The sequence below is a fragment of the uncultured Oscillibacter sp. genome (genome assembly GCF_900546705.1).
GTDB lineage: Bacteria > Bacillota > Clostridia > Oscillospirales > Oscillospiraceae > Oscillibacter.
The window spans coordinates 1-18,619 of the sequence record NZ_URDP01000041.1; the positions used below are offsets into that span (position 1 = coordinate 1).

12 protein-coding genes and 1 pseudogene are annotated in these 18,619 nt (G+C 61.1%); 1 reads left to right on the top strand and 12 read right to left on the bottom strand.

Annotation, left to right across the window (positions count from 1 at the left end; translation table 11 throughout):
• From QZS13_RS08430 to QZS13_RS08440, 3 genes and pseudogenes are all read right to left on the bottom strand, one after another.
• Positions 1-187, bottom strand: a pseudogene (locus tag QZS13_RS08430) (proline--tRNA ligase); the annotation flags it as partial.
• A 173-nt stretch (positions 188-360) separates the two neighbouring features.
• Positions 361-1,905: a ribonuclease Y gene (rny, locus tag QZS13_RS08435; RefSeq protein WP_295587882.1), complete on the bottom strand. Its 1,545-nt coding sequence runs from the start codon at positions 1,903-1,905 to the stop codon at positions 361-363.
• Positions 1,906-2,112: 207 nt separating this feature from the next.
• Positions 2,113-2,856: an N-acetylmuramoyl-L-alanine amidase gene (locus QZS13_RS08440; RefSeq protein ID WP_295587885.1), complete on the bottom strand. Its 744-nt coding sequence runs from the start codon at positions 2,854-2,856 to the stop codon at positions 2,113-2,115.
• 94 nt (positions 2,857-2,950) lie between these two features.
• Here QZS13_RS08440 and QZS13_RS08445 point away from each other — a divergent pair, with 94 nt between their 5' ends.
• Positions 2,951-4,183: a class I SAM-dependent rRNA methyltransferase gene (locus tag QZS13_RS08445; RefSeq protein ID WP_295587887.1), complete on the top strand. Its 1,233-nt coding sequence runs from the start codon at positions 2,951-2,953 to the stop codon at positions 4,181-4,183.
• A gap of 180 nt (positions 4,184-4,363) precedes the next feature.
• On the opposite strand, the gene QZS13_RS08450 is transcribed toward QZS13_RS08445, so the two are convergent.
• The 9 genes from QZS13_RS08450 to thrS form a co-directional block, all read right to left on the bottom strand.
• Complete coding sequence (locus tag QZS13_RS08450; RefSeq protein WP_295587889.1) at positions 4,364-6,559, bottom strand: S-layer homology domain-containing protein; 2,196 nt, start codon at positions 6,557-6,559, stop codon at positions 4,364-4,366.
• 15 nt (positions 6,560-6,574) lie between these two features.
• The gene (locus tag QZS13_RS08455) at positions 6,575-7,825 is read right to left on the bottom strand and encodes an ABC transporter permease (RefSeq protein WP_295587891.1); all 1,251 of its coding nucleotides are present in this window, start codon (positions 7,823-7,825) and stop codon (positions 6,575-6,577) included.
• Positions 7,822-8,517, bottom strand: a complete 696-nt coding sequence (locus QZS13_RS08460) for an ABC transporter ATP-binding protein (protein ID WP_295587893.1) — start codon at positions 8,515-8,517, stop codon at positions 7,822-7,824. Before QZS13_RS08460 ends, QZS13_RS08455 begins: the two co-directional genes overlap by 4 nt.
• Before the next feature lies 1 nt (position 8,518).
• Positions 8,519-10,198: an HlyD family efflux transporter periplasmic adaptor subunit gene (locus QZS13_RS08465; RefSeq protein ID WP_295587895.1), complete on the bottom strand. Its 1,680-nt coding sequence runs from the start codon at positions 10,196-10,198 to the stop codon at positions 8,519-8,521.
• A gap of 227 nt (positions 10,199-10,425) precedes the next feature.
• On the bottom strand, positions 10,426-12,483 hold the full coding sequence (locus QZS13_RS08470) for a TRAP transporter permease (RefSeq protein ID WP_295587897.1): 2,058 nt from the start codon (positions 12,481-12,483) through the stop codon (positions 10,426-10,428).
• Between the two features lie 115 nt (positions 12,484-12,598).
• Positions 12,599-13,621, bottom strand: a complete 1,023-nt coding sequence (locus tag QZS13_RS08475; RefSeq protein WP_295587899.1) for a TAXI family TRAP transporter solute-binding subunit — start codon at positions 13,619-13,621, stop codon at positions 12,599-12,601.
• Positions 13,622-13,689: 68 nt separating this feature from the next.
• The gene (locus QZS13_RS08480; RefSeq protein ID WP_295587901.1) at positions 13,690-13,833 is read right to left on the bottom strand and encodes a hypothetical protein; all 144 of its coding nucleotides are present in this window, start codon (positions 13,831-13,833) and stop codon (positions 13,690-13,692) included.
• 54 nt (positions 13,834-13,887) lie between these two features.
• Complete coding sequence (locus QZS13_RS08485) at positions 13,888-17,304, bottom strand: pyruvate carboxylase (protein WP_295587903.1); 3,417 nt, start codon at positions 17,302-17,304, stop codon at positions 13,888-13,890.
• A 239-nt stretch (positions 17,305-17,543) separates the two neighbouring features.
• On the bottom strand, positions 17,544-18,619 hold a 1,076-nt coding region (gene thrS / locus QZS13_RS08490; protein WP_295587905.1), incomplete at its 5' end, for a threonine--tRNA ligase.

Consider the following 18,619-nt stretch of genomic DNA (forward strand, 5'->3'; position numbering starts at 1 on the left):
TGAAACGACGGTCCAGCTCGTGCTGGATGTTCTCCCAGATGGCGTAGCCATAGGGCCGGTAAATGAACAGGCCCTTGACGGAGGTGTAGTCAATCAGCTCCGCCTTTTTGCACACGTCCGTGTACCACTGGGCAAAGTCCACGTCCCGGGCGGTAATGGCGTCTACTTGTCTTTTATCCTGTGCCATATTCTCTCAAATCCTTTGCAATATATGATATGATCGCTGCAAGCGGGTGGTTTTCACTGAGTTTATATTGTATCGGGCCGCCCATGAATTGTCAAGGCATCCCAGCCAATTCCGGCCGCTCCGGCAAAAAAGGGCGGAACGCCTGCGGCGTTCCGCTCCTTCATGTGGTCTGGTTACTTGGCGTATTCCACCACTTTGGTCTCCCGGATCAAGTGCACCTTGATCTGGCCGGGATACTCCATTTCCTCTTCGATCTTCTTGGCGATCTCCCGGGCCAGGATGACCATCTGGTCCTCGCTGACCTGCTCGGGCTTGACCATGACCCGGACTTCTCGGCCGGCCTGGATGGCATAGGCCTTCTCCACGCCGGGGTAGGAACCGGTGATGGTCTCCAGCTGCTCCAGACGCTTGATATAGTTCTCCAGGTTTTCGCGGCGGGCGCCGGGACGCGCAGCGGAAATGGCATCCGCCGCCTGAACCAAGCAGGCCACAATGGTCCGGGGCTCCACATCGTTGTGGTGGGCCTCAATGGCGTGGATGATGTCCTCCCGCTCCTTGTACTTGCGGGCAAATTCCACGCCCAGGGCCACATGGGTGCCCTCCATCTCGTGGTCCACGGACTTGCCCAGGTCGTGGAGCAGTCCGGCCCGCTTGGCAGCCTGGACGTCGGCGCCCAGCTCCGCGGCCATCATGCCGGCGATGTGGCTGACCTCGATGGAGTGCTGCAGCACGTTCTGGCCGTAACTAGTGCGGTAGTGGAGCCGGCCCAGCATCTTCACAAGCTCGGGATGCAGGCTGCGGATGCCGCACTCGAACACAGCGCGCTCACCCTCGGCCTTGATGGTGGCGTCCACCTCCCGGCGTGCCTTCTCCACCATCTCCTCAATGTGCGTGGGATGGATGCGGCCGTCGGCAATGAGCTTTTCCAGTGCCAGACGGGCGATCTCCCGGCGCACAGGCTCAAAGCAGCTGACGGTGATAGCCTCCGGCGTGTCGTCGATGATGAGGTCCACGCCGGTGAGGGTCTCGATGGTGCGGATGTTGCGGCCTTCCCGGCCGATGATCCGGCCTTTCATCTCGTCATTGGGCAGGGGAACCACACTGACGGTCATCTCAGCCACCTGATCTGCGGCACAGCGCTGGATGGCCTGGGCCACCACTTCCCGGGCCCGGGCCTCGCACTCCTCTTTCATCCGGGACTCCACCTCTTTGATCTTGAGGGCAGTCTCGTGGGTCACTTCAGACTCCACCTGGGAGATCAGGTACTGCTTGGCCTCCTCGGCGGTAAAGCCGGAGATGCGCTCCAGCATTTCCGTCTGGCTGCGCTTGATGGCCTTGATCTCCTCATTTTCCTTGTCGATGGCCGCGTGCTTCTGGGCCAGGGACTCTTCCTTCTTTTCAATGGCCTCGGTCTTGCGGTCGAGGTTTTCTTCCTTTTGCTGCAGACGGTTTTCCTGCCGCTGCAGATCGGCTCTGCGTGTCTTCTCTTCCTTCTCGTACTCGCTGCGGCTTTTCAGAATCTCTTCCTTTGCTTCCAGCAGGGCCTCGCGCTTTTTGGATTCGGCGCTCTTGATGGCCTCGTTGATGATGCGTGTGCCTTCTTCCTCGGCACTGGAAATTTCCTTTTCAGAGACTTTCTTCCGATAACGAATACCGAGCGGGAAGCAGACGGCGCCGCCGATCACCAGGCCCAACAGGGCCGCGATGATGGGATTCATCGTAGTCTTCCTCCTCATTTTCGGTATTGGCTCGCTGCATATGCAGACCGCGCCGCAAATCCGGCGCGGTCGCACGGTCAGAAAACAATCGGGCCGGCACCCCTTTCGCCTCCCGATGATTATCTTTTTTTAGTTTAATCATTTCCCACTGCGCTGTCAAGGAAAATGCGTATATTTACCCGAATTATGCACAGGTATTCCGGCTGGTTACTCAATCTCGATGTAGGCCGCGGCCGCGTATCCCACCAGTTCCCCATAGTGGACCACATACCAGCCCTCCCACTCTCCGTACACCGTCACGGCAGTTCCGTCCGGCATCCCCGCCAGGATGGGCGCGGCGGTATCCGGTGCGGACCGCAGGTTCAGCGTGCCCCCGCGGACGGCCACGATGCCCTCCCGGACGCCCTGGGGATAGATGAAGGGCAACCCGAAATAGGCCGTCAGCGCCCGGGCCAGCTGCTGGGCGATGGCCTGGGTGTGGCCCTCGATCCAGATCGCATCCTCATAGTTGTCGTGATAGCCGATCTCCGCCAGCACCGCCGGGAACCGGGGCTGGCGCACCTCCCCCAGGGATGTGGTGGTGCGGGTGGTCACCTTGTCCGGCAGGGGATAGATCTGCCGGAGCTCCTGGGCGATCAGCTCCGCAGCCCGCTGTCCCTGGGCGCTGCCCGGGTAGTAAAAGACGATGATCCCCCGCTCCTGCCCCGCCCGGCTCTCCGGGGACGCATTGGAGTGGAGCGCCAGGTACAGGTCATATTCTCCGGCGTTGGCCTCCCGGATGGAGGAGGCCGCCGTCATCTCCGGACGGTTCCTGCTGTACCGGATGCCATTTGCCATCAGGTACACCACCAGGGCGTCGGCCAGCAGATTCATCTGATATTCCTCCGAGCCGCTGCCGGTCACATAGGGATTCCAGTCCTGGGTGGACGGGCTGAGGTAAATGATGGGCATAAAAATCCCTCCTTCTCCCTTTCACCATATGGCGTCCCGGCAAAAAATGTGATAGACTGATTGCAAATTTTCAAAATATAAGAGGGGGCTTTCCATGAAAGCAGAGCGCAGCTATCCGGCATATACCGTCACCGCCAAGGCCGAGGCGGCCATTCTCCGGGGACATCCCTGGGTCTACGACGCAGAGATCACCGGTGAACCCGGCGAAGCCGTGGAAAACGGCACGCTGGTGGACGTGGTCAGCAAAAAGGGACGGTACCTGGGCACCGGTTTTCTCTCCCAGCACTCCAAAATCCGCATCCGGATCGTCAGCCGCAACGCCAACGACCGGTTTGATCCGGCTTTCTGGGAGCGGAAGCTCCGCTGGGCCTGGGAATACCGCAAGGCGGTCATGTCCCCGGAGGATCTGGATGCCTGCCGGATCATCTTCGGCGAGGCGGACGCCTTTCCCGGACTGACGGTGGATAAATTCCACGATCTTTTGAGCGTGCAGGTGCTCTCTGTGGGCATGGAGCGCATGCAGGACCTGCTTCTGCCCACGCTGGTAAAGCTGCTCCGGGACGACGGCTTTGCCATCCGGGGGGTATTTCTGCGCAACGACGTGGCCCTGCGGGAAAAGGAAGGCCTGCCGCAGGGGAAGGGCTGGTATCCCCTGTCCGGTGAGCCTGTGCCGGAGTCAGCGGTAACCGAGATCACAGAAAACGGCGTAAAATATCTGGTGGATGTGGAGAATGGCCAGAAGACCGGTTTCTTCCTGGATCAAAAGTACAACCGCCGGGCCGTGGGCCGTCTGGCCCGGGGCCGGACGGTGCTGGACTGTTTCACCCACACCGGTTCCTTTGCCCTCAACGCCGCCTTGGGCGGAGCGGCCCACGTGACCGCCGTGGACGTGTCGGAGTCCGCCGTGGAGATGGCCCGGCAAAACGCCGCGCGCAACGGTCTGGACGGTGTGATGGAGTGTGTCCAGGCCAATGTCTTTGACCTTCTCCCCCAGCTGGCCCAGCGGAGCACCAAATACGACTTTATCATTCTGGACCCGCCGGCCTTCACCAAGTCCCGCAAGACCGTCTCCAACGCCCTGGCCGGCTACAAGGAGATCAACTACCGGGCCATGCATCTGCTGCCCCGGGGCGGATACCTGGCCACCTGCTCGTGCTCCCACTTCGCCACGGAGGAAAAATTCGTGGCCATGCTGCACAGCGCCGCCCGGGACGCCGGGGTACAGCTGCGGCAGATCGAAGCCCGCCAGCAAAGCTGCGACCACCCCATCCTCTGGGGCGCGGAGGAGACCAGTTATCTCAAGTTCTACCTCTTCCAGGTGGTCTGAGCGGGCATTTCCCGGGAAATCCGACAAAAAGGGCCGGAGCCATTCAGCTCCGGCCCTCTTCTTTTATCCAGCCTTCCGGTATGCGCCCTTCCCTTCCGGCGTCCTCCATCTAAGAGGCCGCATACAGAAAATCAATGAGGCGGACGGCTTTTGCCGTCCGCCTCGTGTTTTATGGGAGTTTCAGTTGCTTACCTCGATGGCACGTACCACGCCGTCGGAAACATAGAGCGTAGACTTGGTGGCATAGCCGTGGGCCGCGGACAGCGACATCCAGGTGCCGGTGCTCCGGTTAAAGCAGGGCACATCCTCGCTCACCCGATAGGTGCGGCCGTTCACCGTCACCGCCGTCTCGCCGCTCCAGGCGCTGTTGGGCACGTCGGCCAGCTCCGTCAGCTTCTCACAGTGCATATACGCCGTGCCGCTGGTACTGAGGATCACCTTCACATAGTCACCGTTGCGGATATCGTAACCGGTGGTGAAGGGACCGACGGACTTGCCGTCGCCATAGACCACTTCCAGCGTCGTGGTGCGCTTGCCCTCCGCATCCACCGTGGAGCGGACCACCGCGCGGCCATAGTAGATCTTGGAGCTCTCCGCGTTGCCCAGCACGATCAGATCCACCTGACCCGCCCAGTTGAGCCGGGCGTAGAGGATATCGGAGGCAGGAATCGTGTTGGAAGTCAGCTGGCTCAGGCTCACGTCCTGGCCATTGCGGAAGATCATCACATTTTCGGTCAGGGACTTGCCGCCCAGCTTCCGCGCAGAGACATTCAGATCGCCGGAAGCGCCGCCGGTGGCGGGAGAGACAGACACGCCGCTGCGGGTGGAGGAGATCCGTACCACCTGGCCGTTGTAGTTCTTGGCGTCATCGGCGGTCACGGCGATCTTGGCCGTACCGCAGAGCATCTGCACCGTGCCGTCCCGGACAATGCCCATGGCATTGCCCCGGCCGGAGCTGCCGGCAGCCTCCACGGCACCAGCCACCTTGCCGTCCTCGGTCAAAAGCAGCGTCATCTGGTCGCCGGGAGCAAACTTTGCGAGGCTGCTCATGGCAGTGGGCAGCACCGTCAGCTTCACACCGCCCAGCACCGTGATCTCAGAGGGCTCCTTGGCGTTGGGATAGCAGCCCTCGTAGTACACCGTCACCCGGGTATCGCACACGCGGATGCTGTTGGAAGCGGAGGAGTACACCGCTACGTCGTACTTGCGCAGATCGGCCATGGTGGCGCTGGCGCCGTTTTTGTAGATGCTGTAGTTGGTGACACCGCCGGTGAGGCTGTCAAAGCCTGCCGCCGACCCATCCTCGTACACCACCACTGCAGCGGTGGAGTTGCTGCCGCCGCCGACGAACACATACTCCACGCCGCCGGAGGCATTGAGGTAGAGGGTCAAGGAGGTGCCTGCGTTGAGCCAGCTGAACGCGTTGCCCCAGGTGGTCTCCTCCCCGTTGTAATAGGTGGGGGTGCTGCTCTCCAGCGTATAGCGGACACCGCTGGCATCCACCAGCTGGGTGGCCGTCTTGCTGGCCAGGGTCACTGTGCGGCTGGCGCCCATGGCGTCGGGCACAAAGGTCAGTACCTTGTTGCCGTTCTTGGCCAGCACCAGCGTGCCCTTGCAGCCGTTGAGAACGCCGCTGGAGGTCTTGCCGGAATCGAGCTGATAGATCTCGCCGGAGGCGGTCTGCAGGGCATTGTCCCGCCCATCGGGACCCGTTGCGCTGGAGGAGACCAGCACCTGATTCTCCACGGTCGTGCCGATGGTGGTTACATACTTGCTGCCCTCCCGCAGATCGGAGCGCAGCAAATTCAAAAACAGCCGTGCAGCCTGCCCGCGGGTCAGTCCCGCATAGGGATCGGTGCTCACGCCGTTGGTCAGGCCAATGGTCTGGCCCACGGCCATATAGCCCTGGGGCCAGATGCCGCCCACGTTTTCGTCCTTATAGCCCAAAAGGCGCAGCAGAATAGTCACCGCCTGCCCCACCGTCACCGTGCGGTCCGGGTGGAACTTTCCGTCGGCGTACCCGGCGATGATCGCCTTGCCTTTGGAGGCCATGTTGATATAGGGCGCGGCCCAGTAAGAGGGCTTCACGTCCGGAAATACCGTCACCGCCCGGTACAGGCCCAGTTCGCTTTCCCCGTTCATGGCATACACGGCCATTTTGCAAAACTGTGCCCGGGTCAGCACGGCGTCGGGCCGGAAGGTTCCGTCGGCATAGCCGTCCAGCACCCCCAGAAGACGCAGGGACTCCACCGCTGTGACCGTACTCTGGTCGTGGATATCGGAAAAGCGGACCGTCTCCGCGGCGGCGGCCGGAACCACCAGTGCCGTGACCGTCAGGCACACCGCCAGGAAAAGCCCAAGTACTCGTTTTTTCATATTCATCTCTCCCTCTCATTCCGCCCGCAGGGCTTCCACAGGCTGGAGCTTGGACGCCTTCGCCGCCGGATAAATACCAAACAGGATGCCCAGCGCAACCGACAGCAAAAATGCACCCAGCGTAATACCCAGGGACGGCCAGATGTCAATCTTGATGAGCAGCTTTCCGGCGATGCGGGTTCCCACCGTTCCGATGGCGATGCCGATGATGCCGCCCATGCCGCAGATCATGGCCGCCTCGATCAGGAACTGCGTGACGATGGAGCTTCGCTCGGCGCCGATGGCCCGGCGGATGCCGATTTCCCTCGTCCGCTCGGTGACGGTCACCAGCATGATGTTCATAATGCCGATGCCGCCCACCAGCAGTGAGATGGCAGCGATACCGCCAAGCACCATGGAGAGCATGGTGGTATACTCATTCTGAGACTGCTGGAACTGGTTATTGCTCTGGGCATACCCCCAGCCGTTCTGGCCGTTGTTGGTCAGGCCCGTCAAAAATCCGCTGATGCGGGAGGTGGCCTCCACGGCGGCCTTGCTGGAGGCCGCCTTCACCACGAACTGGCTCATCTCCGTCCCCGGGCTGAGAATCCGGCTGGCGGTATAGGGAAAAACGATGATGTTGTCCATGGAAAAGGCAGAGTCCGGGTCCTTCTCCCCATACACGCCCACTACCGTAAACGGAATGCCGTTGACCTGCATGATCTGGCCCACCGGATCGGCGTAGTTGAAGAAGTTCTGTGCCGCCCTGGCGCCCAGCACGCACACCTGGTTATAGTTCTTGATATCGATTTTGCTCAGGTCCCGGCCCGCCGCCAGCTGGAAGTTGTTGCACACCGCATACTGGTCACTGCCGAACCGCAGCTCCGGCGGCAGCGCCAGATTGCTGTTCATGCCGCCGTCGCTGTTCCACATGATCTCCTGGTTTTTCTCCATGGTCTTGCTGCTCTTGGAGCCGTAGACCACATTGGCGCCGAAATTGGCGTCCGGCGTGACGCCCAACACCAGGTCGCTGCCCAGGGAATTGCAGTAGTCATACAGGGGCTCAAAGGCATTTTGTCCGTTGTACAGGCTGGCCTGCACGTCGATCCGGTTGGTGCCCATGGCCTCAAACTGCTTGAGAGACTGCTGATTCATGCCGTTGACCGTGGAGACGATGGTCATGACGGAGGCAATGCCGATGATGATGCCCAGCATGGTGAGGATGGAGCGGCCCTTGTTGCCCATAATGGAGCGGAAGGCCATTTTGATCGCCTGTTGGATATTCAAAGCCAATCCACCTCCTGTTCTCGGTCGTCCACGATCTTGCCGTCCGCCAGCCGCACGCAGCGGCGGGCAGTGGCGGCAATGCCGTTGTCATGGGTAATGAGGATCACCGTGGTGCCCTCCCGGTTGAGCTGCTGCAAAAAGTGGAGCACCTCCTGGCCGGTATGGGAATCCAATGCGCCGGTGGGCTCATCGGCCATGATAATGGGCGGATGGGCGGCAATGGCACGGGCGATGGCCACACGCTGCTGCTGGCCGCCGGACATCTCCGTGGGGTGGTGCTTGATGCGTCCGGCCAGTCCCACCCGGTCCAGGGCGGCCAGAGCCATGTCCCGCCGGTCGTCGGCGTTTACCCCCTGATAGATCAGGGGCAGCTCCACGTTTTCCAGCACCGTCAGGCTCTGGATCAGGTTGTACTGCTGGAAGATGAAGCCGATCTGCTTGTTGCGGATATGAGACAGCTCCTTGTCCGTCAGCTCCCGCACGTCGGTGCCGTCCAGCAGATACGTCCCGTGAGTGGGCACGTCCAGGCAGCCCAGCACGTTCATCATGGTGGACTTGCCGGAACCCGACTGGCCCACCACGGCCACGAACTCGCCCCGGTCGATCTCCAGACTCACGCCGTCCAGCGCCCGGACCTCGCTCTCCAGGCCCTCGCCGTAGATCTTATAAACGTCTTTCAGTTGTACCAGCATATCACATCCAGGAGCTCTCCGTCTGTACCTGGGTAAAGACGACCGCTCCTTCCTCCACACCGGATTTGATTTCCACATTATAGGTATCGGAGATGCCGATCTCCACCGGCACCGCCCAGAACCCGTCGGGTATGCCCTCCACGGGCACGCTCAGGTCGATGGCGTTGTCCGGCCGGTCCCCCTGGACGAACACCACATTGCCCGTGGAGCCGTCCTCCATAGGCACCGACTTGACGCACTGAATGGGGACCACCAGGCAGTTGTCGTTCTCACTGGCAACCAAGGAGTAGTTGATGTAGCTGCCGGTCATGAGCGTGCCGTCCACATTGTCCACAGAGATGACCATGGGATAGCTGGCCACACCGTTTTCCGCCTTGGAGTTCAGGCTCACGGAGTCCACCGTGCCCTGGAACGTGGTGCCCCACTGGTCGATGGTCACCATCATGCCGGGCTTGACGTAGCTGACGTTGCGCTCATCCACAGTGGCGTCCACCACGATGGTGGAGGTGTCCGCAATGGTCAGCATGGCGGTATTGGCCTCGATCTCCTGCCCGGACTGGACCGCCAGGCCGATGACCGTGCCGTCGATGGGCGCCACAGCATTGCAGTTATCCAGATTTTCCTGGGCGGTCTTGAGCGTCTTCTGGGCCTCCTCCAGGCTCTGCTGCACGGAGAAGATCTCGCTTTCGCTGTCCTCGCCGTCAATGCGGACCAGCACCTGGCCCTGCTGTACCTGGAGATAGTCCACCAGGTCGCTGGAGATGACCGTGCCGTTGACGGTGGAGGTCAGATCACCGGTGCGGTAATAGGCCAGCTTGCCCGCCTCGTAGGGATACACTGTCTCCCCGTTCACCGTGGTGGTGGCGGAAGCCGCCATGTCCGCGGTCAGGGCGCCGTCGTTTTTGACAATCACGTCCACGGAGAAGAGCTTGGAGCCCTCCGGTGTGATCCGGCTGACCATATGTACCGCCTCCACGGTGCCCTTCACCGTAGTCATCAGAGAGGGAATGGACACATCCATGGTCTGGCCGGCCTTGATGCTGCCCTCGTAGGCGTAGCTGTAATACTGCTCCAGCCGCAGCCGGGTGTCGTCCGCCAGCACGGCCACCTTCTGTCCCTTGGAAATGGTGTCACCGGGATTGAGCTCCACCGTCTCCATAAGCTTGCCCGGGTAGCCGGCGGCCAGATTCAGCCCCGCGATGTCCTTTTGCAGGCTCCGCAGCTGCTTTTCATAGCCTTCCACCGCTGTGCGGGCCTTGTCCACCGCCGTGCGGGCCGCCTCGGAGTCCACGGTGAACAGCGGCGTACCGGCCGTCACCTGCTGGCCCTCGGTCACCATCACATCCTGCACCGTACCCGCGGTGGTCAGCGTGATGGTCTCGCTCTTTTTCGCCTTGGTCAGTCCGCTGCCCTCCACCGTGGAGGTAATGGAACCGTAGCTGACCACGTCGGTGACCACCTGCGTCTGCGGCTGTTTGTCCCGCAGGAAGAACCACCACGCGGCAACTGCGGCGGCCACCAGGACAATCAGGACGATCACCCGGCGGACCAGTCTGCGGCGCTTCTTCTTGGGCATTTCCTTCCATTTCGCTGCCAATCCGCGCTTGGGCGCGGCCTCCGCCGTGGCAGCCGGCTCCGCTGCGGTCGTCGCCGTTTGCTCCAGATCCTTGACTTCAGCCATGCTCGATTCTCCTCTTCTTCGTTCTACCTCCGCGCAGTCTGCTGCGCAGTATAACTGTATTAAATATGCTAGAACAGTTATGCATGTAAAGCAACAACAAAACGGTTACAGATTTGTCGGGTCCCCCCGGCAAATTCTATATAAAATGATAGACGTGGTTTTCCGCAAAAAGGTTACCACTTTTTATAAAAAAAGCCGCCTCCTGACGGAGGCGGCTTTTTGCCGGATCAGGCTGCGGCACCCTGCCGCTGGGCCATGGCGCGCTGATAGAGGAGCACGCCGCCCACGACCACAAAGCCCAGTACGTCGGTCACGGTACCGGGAATCAGCATCCCCAGGCCGCCGGCCACCAAAACCAGCCGCAGCAGAGGATTGATAGGACGATAGAGGAAGCCGTTGAGGGCCGCCGCCACACCGAAGATGCCCAGCAGTGCACTGATGCAGATCTGCACCACCTGGAGCGCACCGGTCACATCCACGAACAGCATCTGGGGGCTGGTGGCAAAGATGTAGGGCACGATAAACGCTGCGATGGCCAGCTTCGTGGCGTTGACGCCGGTCTTCATGGGATCGGCCTTGGCAATGGCGCTGCCGGCATAGGCAGCCAGAGCTACAGGCGGGGTGATGTCCGCCACGATGCCGAAGTAGAACACGAAGAAGTGGGCTGCCATCTTGGTCACACCGATGGAGGGGTCCATCAGAATGGGTGCGCAGGTGGAGGCCATGATGCAGTAGTTGGCAGTGGTGGGCACACCCATGCCCAGCACGATGCAGCAGAGCATAGTCAGCACCAGCGCGATCATCATGTGGCCGCCGGAGAGGTTCACAATGGCGCTGAGCAGCTTGGAGGCAAGGCCGGTGACGGTAATGCAGCCGGAGATGATGCCGGCCACGCCGCAGGCCACAGCCACGGTAATGGAGCCCTTGGCGCCGCCCTCCAGAGAGTTGAAGATCATCAGCCCCAGGTTCTTCACCGGGTTCTGCCCGGCCTTCTCTCCGCCGGAGCGGGTGTCCAGAATCATGTCCGGAATGCTGACCACCACGGTGGCCACGATGGCCAGTGCCGCAGAATAGGCCATGGTATAGGTGTTGGTGGACACCAGCACCACCAGCAGCACCAGCGGCAAGAGCAGATAGATCCGTTTGACCAGCTGGCCCAGCTTGGGCAGCTGATCCTTGGGGATACCCTTGAGGCCCAGCTTCTTGGCCTCCAGGTGCACAGCGATGTAAATACCGGTGAAATACAGTACGGCAGGCAGAATCGCCCGCACGGCAATGGTGCTGTACGCCTCACCGGTGAACTCCGCCATCAAAAAGGCAGCGGCACCCATGATAGGCGGCATAATCTGGCCGCCGGTGGAGGCGGCAGCTTCCACGGCGCCGGCGAACTCACCCTTGTAGCCGGTCTTCTTCATCATGGGGATGGTAACGGAGCCGGTGGTCACGGTGTTGCCCACGGAGGAGCCGGACACCATGCCGCACAGGGCGGAGGAGATGACGGCCACCTTGGCGGGGCCGCCGGGCGCGGCGCCGGCCACGGCGTTGGCCAGGCTGATAAAGAAGTTGGCAATGCCGGTGCGCTCCAAAAACGCGCCGAAAATGATGAACACCACGATGAACTTGGCGCACACGCTGACCGGGCCGCCGAAGATGCCGTTGGCGGTGTAGAACATGGTGCGGATCACCTGATAGATGGTCATGCGCACCTGCTCCCCCGTCACGGGATTGGCGCCCATCAGGTTTACAAAGGTATAGATCAGCAGCACGCCGGCCACACACAAAATGGGCAGTCCCACGCAGCGGCGGCACAGCTCCACCAGCGCCAGAATGGCGATAAGGCCGATAATCATGTAGAGATGATTCTGCATGACCCGGGCGGACATGCGGATGACGTTCTGGGCATTGACCGCGTAAAAGAAATAGGCGCCGGGGCCCACAATCAGCAGCAGTACATCATACCAGGGTATGTGGTTGACGCGGCCGTCGCCCTTCCTGGCCGGGAAGGTCAAAAAGCCGATCAACAGGATCATACCCATGAAAATGGGCAGACGCCGCTCCTGCAGCGTGTTGAGAAACACGGTGTCCACAATGGAGTAGGCCGCAAATACCGCCATCAGGATGCGGATCAGCAGCTTGGGCGTTCCCTCCCAGACACGGGTATTGGACTCCCGGTCATATTTTTTCATCACCGCCTCTACGTCGGCGGCGGTGCCTACGGAGGCGTCGTGCTCCGTCTCGGCGGCCGGATTTTCCTGCTCCGGCGTCTTTTTCTTAAAAAGGCCCATGGGGGCTCCCCCTCACTTTGGAAATTCTCTTAACAATTTCTAAATGGTCCACGATATCAAGGAACTACGGCGGACAAATCCGCCGTAGTTCCCTGGCTGATATTCAAATTTTACCTTACTTGGTGGGAACTTCAATGCCCTTTTCGGCAAAGTACTTGGCAGCGCCGGGATGATAGGGCACAGCCGTAACGCTGGCGGCAAACTCCAGATCCAGCTCCTTGCCCTTGTCGTGGGACTGGGCAATGGTGTCCTTGTTCTCAAAGATGGTGGAGACGATGTTGTACACGTCGTTTTCAGAGACGTCGTCCCGGGCGATGATAGTAGCCACCACGGCCACAGTCTTGGTCTCGGGCACGCCCTCATAGGTACCCTCGGGGATGGTGTACTCCTCGTAGTAGGGAGAGGCTTCCTTCAGCTTGGCGATGTGCTCATCGTCCAGGCTCACCAGATAGGTGTCCTTGGAGGTGGCCAGGGTGGTGATGGCCACGGTGGGAGCACCGGCCACCACGAAGGCGGCGTCAATCTTGCCGTCCTGCAGAGCGTCGGCGCTGTTGCCGAAGTCCTGGTACTGGGCGTTGATGTCGGACTCGGTCATGTCATAGGCGGCCAGGATGTCCAGGGCGTTGTAGTAAACGCCGGAGCCGGAGGCGCCGATGGACACGGTCTTGCCCTTCAGGTCAGCCACAGTCTTGATGTCGGGGTTGCAGGTGACAATCTGCACCTGCTCCATGTACAGCGCGGCCACGGTGGAGAAATCGGTGACAGGCATTCCCTCGAAGAGGTTGGTGCCCTCATAGGCGTAGCTCATCACGTCGGACTGGACAAAGCCCAGCTGACGGGTGTTCATCTGCATCTGCTCGATGTTGTCCTGAGAGCCGTTGCTGGTAACGGCGGTCACCTTGGTGCCGGTGCCGCTGGAGGTGATGGCCTGGGCCAGCACGCTGCCGAAACCGTAATAGGTGCCCTGGTCGCCGCCGGTGGAGAACTTCAGCTCCACGCCGGAACCGGTGGCCTCCCCGCTGCTCTCCACGGGAGTCTCCTCCTCAGAACCGGAGGGGGTCTGCTCCTGGCTGCCGCAGCCGGCGAGCACGGAAGCCATCATAACGGCGGCCAGCAGCAAAGACAGAATCTTCTTCATGGTACATTCCTCTTTCCTTTTTTGTTTCAGGTGCTGTGTTTATGGTGCATATCATACCGCATCAGCCTTCATTTTTCAAGGCCTATTTCAGGATTCCAGGATTTTTTTGCAAGTTGTTTTGAAACAGCTTGCAGAATCATATTTTTACTGTCCATTTTATCCGCGTTAATTTTCATAATTTCCCCGTAAATCTCCCTCGTAATCTTATGCATTTTATACAAAAAGCCTCCAGCTGACGCCGGAGGCTTTTTGTCCGTATATCGGAATTATTTCAGGGTGATGAGCAGCTGGCCGCCCTTGACGGTGTCGCCTTCCTTGACGCAGACGCTGTCCACCGTGCCGCTCATGCGGGCGGTGATGGCCGTCTCCATCTTCATGGCCTCGATGGTCACCAGGGTCTGGTTCTTCTCCACCTTGTCGCCGGGCTTGACGGCGATCTTGCTGACCGCGCCGGGGATGGAGGAGCCCACCTGGCTCTTGTCCTCGGGATCGGCCATGGGCACCTTGACGATGTTCTTCTGGGCCGCCTCGTCAGGCACCTGCACATCCCGGCGGATGCCGTTGAGCTCGAAGCTGACGGTGCGCATGCCCTCGCTGTCCACTTCGCCCAGGCCCAGGTACTTGATGACCAGCGTCTTGCCGTCGGCGATATCCACCTTGTTGGTCTCACCCACTGCCAGGCCATGGAAGAACACATGGCTGCCCAGGCGCATGATATAGCCGTACTCCTTCTGGTTTTTCACATACTCTTCCACCACCTTGGGATACAGGCAGTAGCTGAGCACGGCCCGCCAGGTGGGATTGGGATCAAAGGACGCCATCTCCCGCTTTTTGGCCTCGAAGTCCACCGGCGGCAAAAGCTCGCCGGGCCGGCAGGTAATGGGCTCCTTCCCTTTGAGCACCACCTTCTGCAGATCCTTGGGGAAGCCGCCGGCAGGCTGGCCCATCATGCCGGAGAAGTAGCTGACGGCGCTGTCCGGGAAGGCCAGGTTCTCACCCTTTTCCACAATGGTCTCGGGAGTCAGGTCGTTCTGAGTCATGAAGATGGCCAAGTCGCCCACCATCTTGGAAGAGGGCGTCACCTTGATGATATCGCCCAGCATCTCGTTGACCTTGCGGTAGTTCTCCTTGACCTCCGTGAAGCGGCTGCCCAGGCCCAGGGATTCCACCTGCGGCTTGAGGTTGGTGTACTGGCCGCCGGGAATCTCGTAGCGGTAAATGTCCGTGGAGGGGCACTTGATGCCGCCTTCGAAGGAGTCATAGCGCTTGCGCACGTCCTCCCAGTAGTCGCTGAGGGTCTGGAGACGTTCCAGGTCCAGTCCCGTATCCCGCTCGGTGCCCTGGAGGGCCGCCACCACGGCATTGAGGGAGGGCTGGCTGGTCAGCGACGCCATGGAGCTGATGGCGCAGTCCACCACGTCCACGCCGGCCTCGGCGGCGCACAGGTAGGTTGCTACCTGGTTGCCGGAGGTGTCGTGGGTGTGGAGCTGGATGGGGATGCCGATCTCCTGCTTGAGGGTGGAAACCAGCTTCTTGGCGGCGTAGGGTTTGAGCACGCCGGACATGTCCTTGATACACAGCATGTGGGCGCCCCGGTGCTCCAGCTCCTTGGCCAGCTTCACGTAATACTCCAGAGGATACTTGTCCCGCTTGGGGTCCAGGATGTCGCCGGTGTAGCAGACGGTAGCCTGGCAGATCTTGTTCTGATTGAGCACCTCGTCCATGGCCACTTCCATGCCGGGAATCCAGTTGAGGGAGTCGAACACCCGGAACACATCGATGCCGCTGCGGGCGGCCTCCTTAATGAACTCCCGGATGACGTTGTCGGGGTAGTTGGTATAGCCCACGGCGTTGGCGCCCCGCAGCAGCATCTGCAGCAGCAGGTTGGGGGCCTTCTCCCGGATCAGGTCCAGCCGCTCCCAGGGAGACTCGTGGAGGAAGCGGTAGGCAACGTCAAAGGTGGCGCCGCCCCAGCACTCCAGAGAGAACGCATCGGAGAGAATCTCGCTGGTGGCCTTCATGCCCTTGATGATGTCCCGGGTACGGACGCGGGTGGCAAGCAGGGACTGGTGGGCATCCCGGGTGGTGGTGTCGCAGACGAGCAGCTTCTTCTGGTCCCGCACCCAGTCGCACACGGCCTTGGGGCCCTGGGCATCCAGCATCTGCTTGAGGCCGTCGGGCCGCACGCCGGTGACCGGCGGGAACCGGGGCGCATCGTAGAACTTGTGCTCGCCCTGCTCCTTGACCACGATATTGCCGATATACTTGAGCATCTTGGTGGCCCGGTCCTTGCTCTCGTCCAGTTCAAAGAGCTCCGGCGTCTCGTCGATGAACTTGGTGTGGCAGCCGCCGGCCATGAACACCGGGTTTTTCAGGATATTGGTCACAAAGGCGATGTTGGTCTTGACGCCCCGGACGTGGATCTCGTTGATGGCCCGGGCGGCCTTGCGGCAAACGCCCTCGAAGGTATTGTCCCAGGTGGTGATCTTCACCAGCAGGGAGTCGTAGTAGGGGGAGATGACCGCGCCGGTATAGGCGTTGCCGCCGTCCAGACGGACGCCGAAGCCGCCGGCAGAGCGGTAGGCGGTGATCTTGCCGGTGTCGGGGGCAAAGTTATTGGCCGGGTCCTCGGTGGTAACGCGGCACTGGATGGCATAGCCGTCGTGGCGGATAGTGTCCTGGCTGGTAATGCCGATGAGGGGGTCGCTGAGGGGACGGCCCTCGGCGATGAGGATCTGGGAGCGCACCAGGTCAATGCCGGTGATCATCTCGGTGACGGTGTGCTCCACCTGGATGCGGGGGTTCATCTCGATGAAGTAGTGATGGCCCTCCTTGTCCACCAGGAACTCCAGCGTGCCGGCATTCACATAGCCCACGTGCTTGGCAATCTTCACGGCGTCGGCGCACAGCGCCTTGCGCACCTCCGGGTCCACGGAGAAAGCGGGGGCGAACTCCACCACCTTCTGGTAGCGCCGCTGGAGGGAACAGTCCCGCTCGTAGAGGTGCACCACATTGCCGTAGTTGTCGCCCAGCACCTGCACTTCGATGTGCTTGGGCTCCACCAGGAACTTCTCCATGAAGATATCGTCGTTGCCGAAGGCCTTCTTGGCCTCGGACTTGACCAGGTCGAAGTTGATACCCACTTCCTCCACGGTGTCGCACCGGCGCATGCCGCGGCCGCCGCCGCCGGCCGCCGCCTTCAAAATGACGGGGAAGCCGAACTCCATGGCCAGCTTCTGGGCGGCCTCACGGCTCTCGAGAGGCTCCGTGGTGCCCGGGGTGGTGGGCACGCCGCACTCCACAGCCATCTGCTTGGCGGAGAGCTTGTCGCCCATCATGTCCAGCACCTTGGAGGACGGGCCGATGAACTGGATACCGGCCTCCTCGCAGGCCCGGGCAAAGTCGCCGTTCTCGCTCAAAAAGCCATAGCCGGGATGGATGGCGTCCGCCCCGTGCTTCTTGGCCAGGCGGATGATACGGGGAATGTTCAGATACGCGCCCAGAGGGCTCTCGTTCTCGCCGATCAGGTAGGACTCATCCGCCGCGGTGCGGAAGAGGCTGTACATGTCCTCGTTGGAGTAAATCGCCACCGTCTGCAGTCCCAGGTCGTGACAGGCCCGGAAGATCCGCATGGCGATCTCGCCCCGGTTGGCCACCAGCACCTTCTTAAAGGTTCGGCTCATAAATTTGCTTCCTCCTTCTTCCGCCCGTGGCGGAGCAAATATTTTTTTCAGTATACGCCCTTTTGCCTCCGCGATGCAACGGCATCTTCCTCCCCCGCCCCATTTTTCAGATGAGACGACAGATTTGGCAAAACATCAGCGCGGCTCCTTTGTCTATTTCAGTTGGACTTATGTCCGTTATCAGCAGCCATTTTGGAAAAGGCGCCGGAGCCCTTGCCGGGCCCGGCGCCTTGTTGTTCTCAGTGGATGGCCTTGGTATCCACGTCCTCTTTCAGCTTGGCCACGAACTCGTCCATGGCCATGACGCCCAGGTCGCCGTCGGCCCGGTGACGCACAGAGACGGTGCCCGCCTCGGCCTCCTTGTCGCCGATGACCAGCATATAGGGGACCTTCTCCAGCTGAGCCTCGCGGATCTTCTTGCCGATCTTCTCGTTGCGGTGGTCCACCTCCACCCGGTAACCGGCGCCGTCCAGCTGGGCGGCCACCTGGTCGGCGTACTCCGCCGCCCGGTCGGTGATAGGCAGGAGCTTGACCTGAACAGGGCTCAGCCAGGTGGGGAAGGCACCGGCGAAGTGCTCGGTGATGACGCCGATGAAGCGCTCGATGGAGCCCAGCACCACCCGGTGGATCATGACGGGACGGTGCTTCTGGCCGTCCTCGCCGGTGTACTCCAGCTCGAACCGCTCAGGCAGCTGGCTGTCCAGCTGGATGGTGCCGCACTGCCAGGTACGGCCCAGGGAGTCGGCCAGATGGAAGTCCAGCTTGGGGCCGTAGAAGGCGCCGTCGCCCTCGTTGATGGTGAAGTCCTTGCCCATGTCGGTGATGGCGTCTTTCAGGATGTCCTGGTTGCGCTCCCACTCCTCCACGGTGCCGATGTGGTCCTCCGGCATGGTGGAAAGCTCGATGGTATAGCTCAGGCCGAAGGTGGAGTAGACCTCGTCAAACAAGCGCACGGTCTCCTGGATGACGTCCTTCATCTGCTCCCGGGTCATAAAGACGTGGGCATCGTCCTGGGTGAAGCAGCGCACGCGGAAGAGGCCGTGGAGAGCGCCGGAGAGCTCATGGCGGTGCACCAGGCCCAGCTCGCCTACCCGCAGGGGCAGGTCGCGGTAGGAGTGGGGCTCGCTGGCATAGACCAGCATGCCGCCGGGGCAGTTCATGGGCTTGATAGCATAGTCCTCGCCGTCGATGACGGTGGTGTACATGTTCTGCTTATAGTGATCCCAGTGGCCGGAGCGCTCCCACAGCTGACGGTTGAGGATGATGGGGGTGGAGATCTCCACATAGCCGTACTTCTTGTGGACCTGGCGCCAGT

Bases quoted from the DNA above. Each gene is read 5' to 3' on its own strand.
- rny (WP_295587882.1), bottom strand. From the start codon at position 1,905: ATGAATCCCATCATCGCGGCCCTGTTGGGCCTGGTGATCGGCGGCGCC.
- QZS13_RS08440 (WP_295587885.1), bottom strand. From the start codon at position 2,856: ATGCCCATCATTTACCTCAGCCCGTCCACCCAGGACTGGAATCCCTAT.
- QZS13_RS08445 (WP_295587887.1), top strand. From the start codon at position 2,951: ATGAAAGCAGAGCGCAGCTATCCGGCATATACCGTCACCGCCAAGGCC.
- QZS13_RS08450 (WP_295587889.1), bottom strand. From the start codon at position 6,559: ATGAAAAAACGAGTACTTGGGCTTTTCCTGGCGGTGTGCCTGACGGTC.
- QZS13_RS08460 (WP_295587893.1), bottom strand. From the start codon at position 8,517: ATGCTGGTACAACTGAAAGACGTTTATAAGATCTACGGCGAGGGCCTG.
- QZS13_RS08465 (WP_295587895.1), bottom strand. From the start codon at position 10,198: ATGGCTGAAGTCAAGGATCTGGAGCAAACGGCGACGACCGCAGCGGAG.
- QZS13_RS08470 (WP_295587897.1), bottom strand. From the start codon at position 12,483: ATGGGCCTTTTTAAGAAAAAGACGCCGGAGCAGGAAAATCCGGCCGCC.
- QZS13_RS08475 (WP_295587899.1), bottom strand. From the start codon at position 13,621: ATGAAGAAGATTCTGTCTTTGCTGCTGGCCGCCGTTATGATGGCTTCC.
- QZS13_RS08480 (WP_295587901.1), bottom strand. From the start codon at position 13,833: ATGCATAAGATTACGAGGGAGATTTACGGGGAAATTATGAAAATTAAC.
- QZS13_RS08485 (WP_295587903.1), bottom strand. From the start codon at position 17,304: ATGAGCCGAACCTTTAAGAAGGTGCTGGTGGCCAACCGGGGCGAGATC.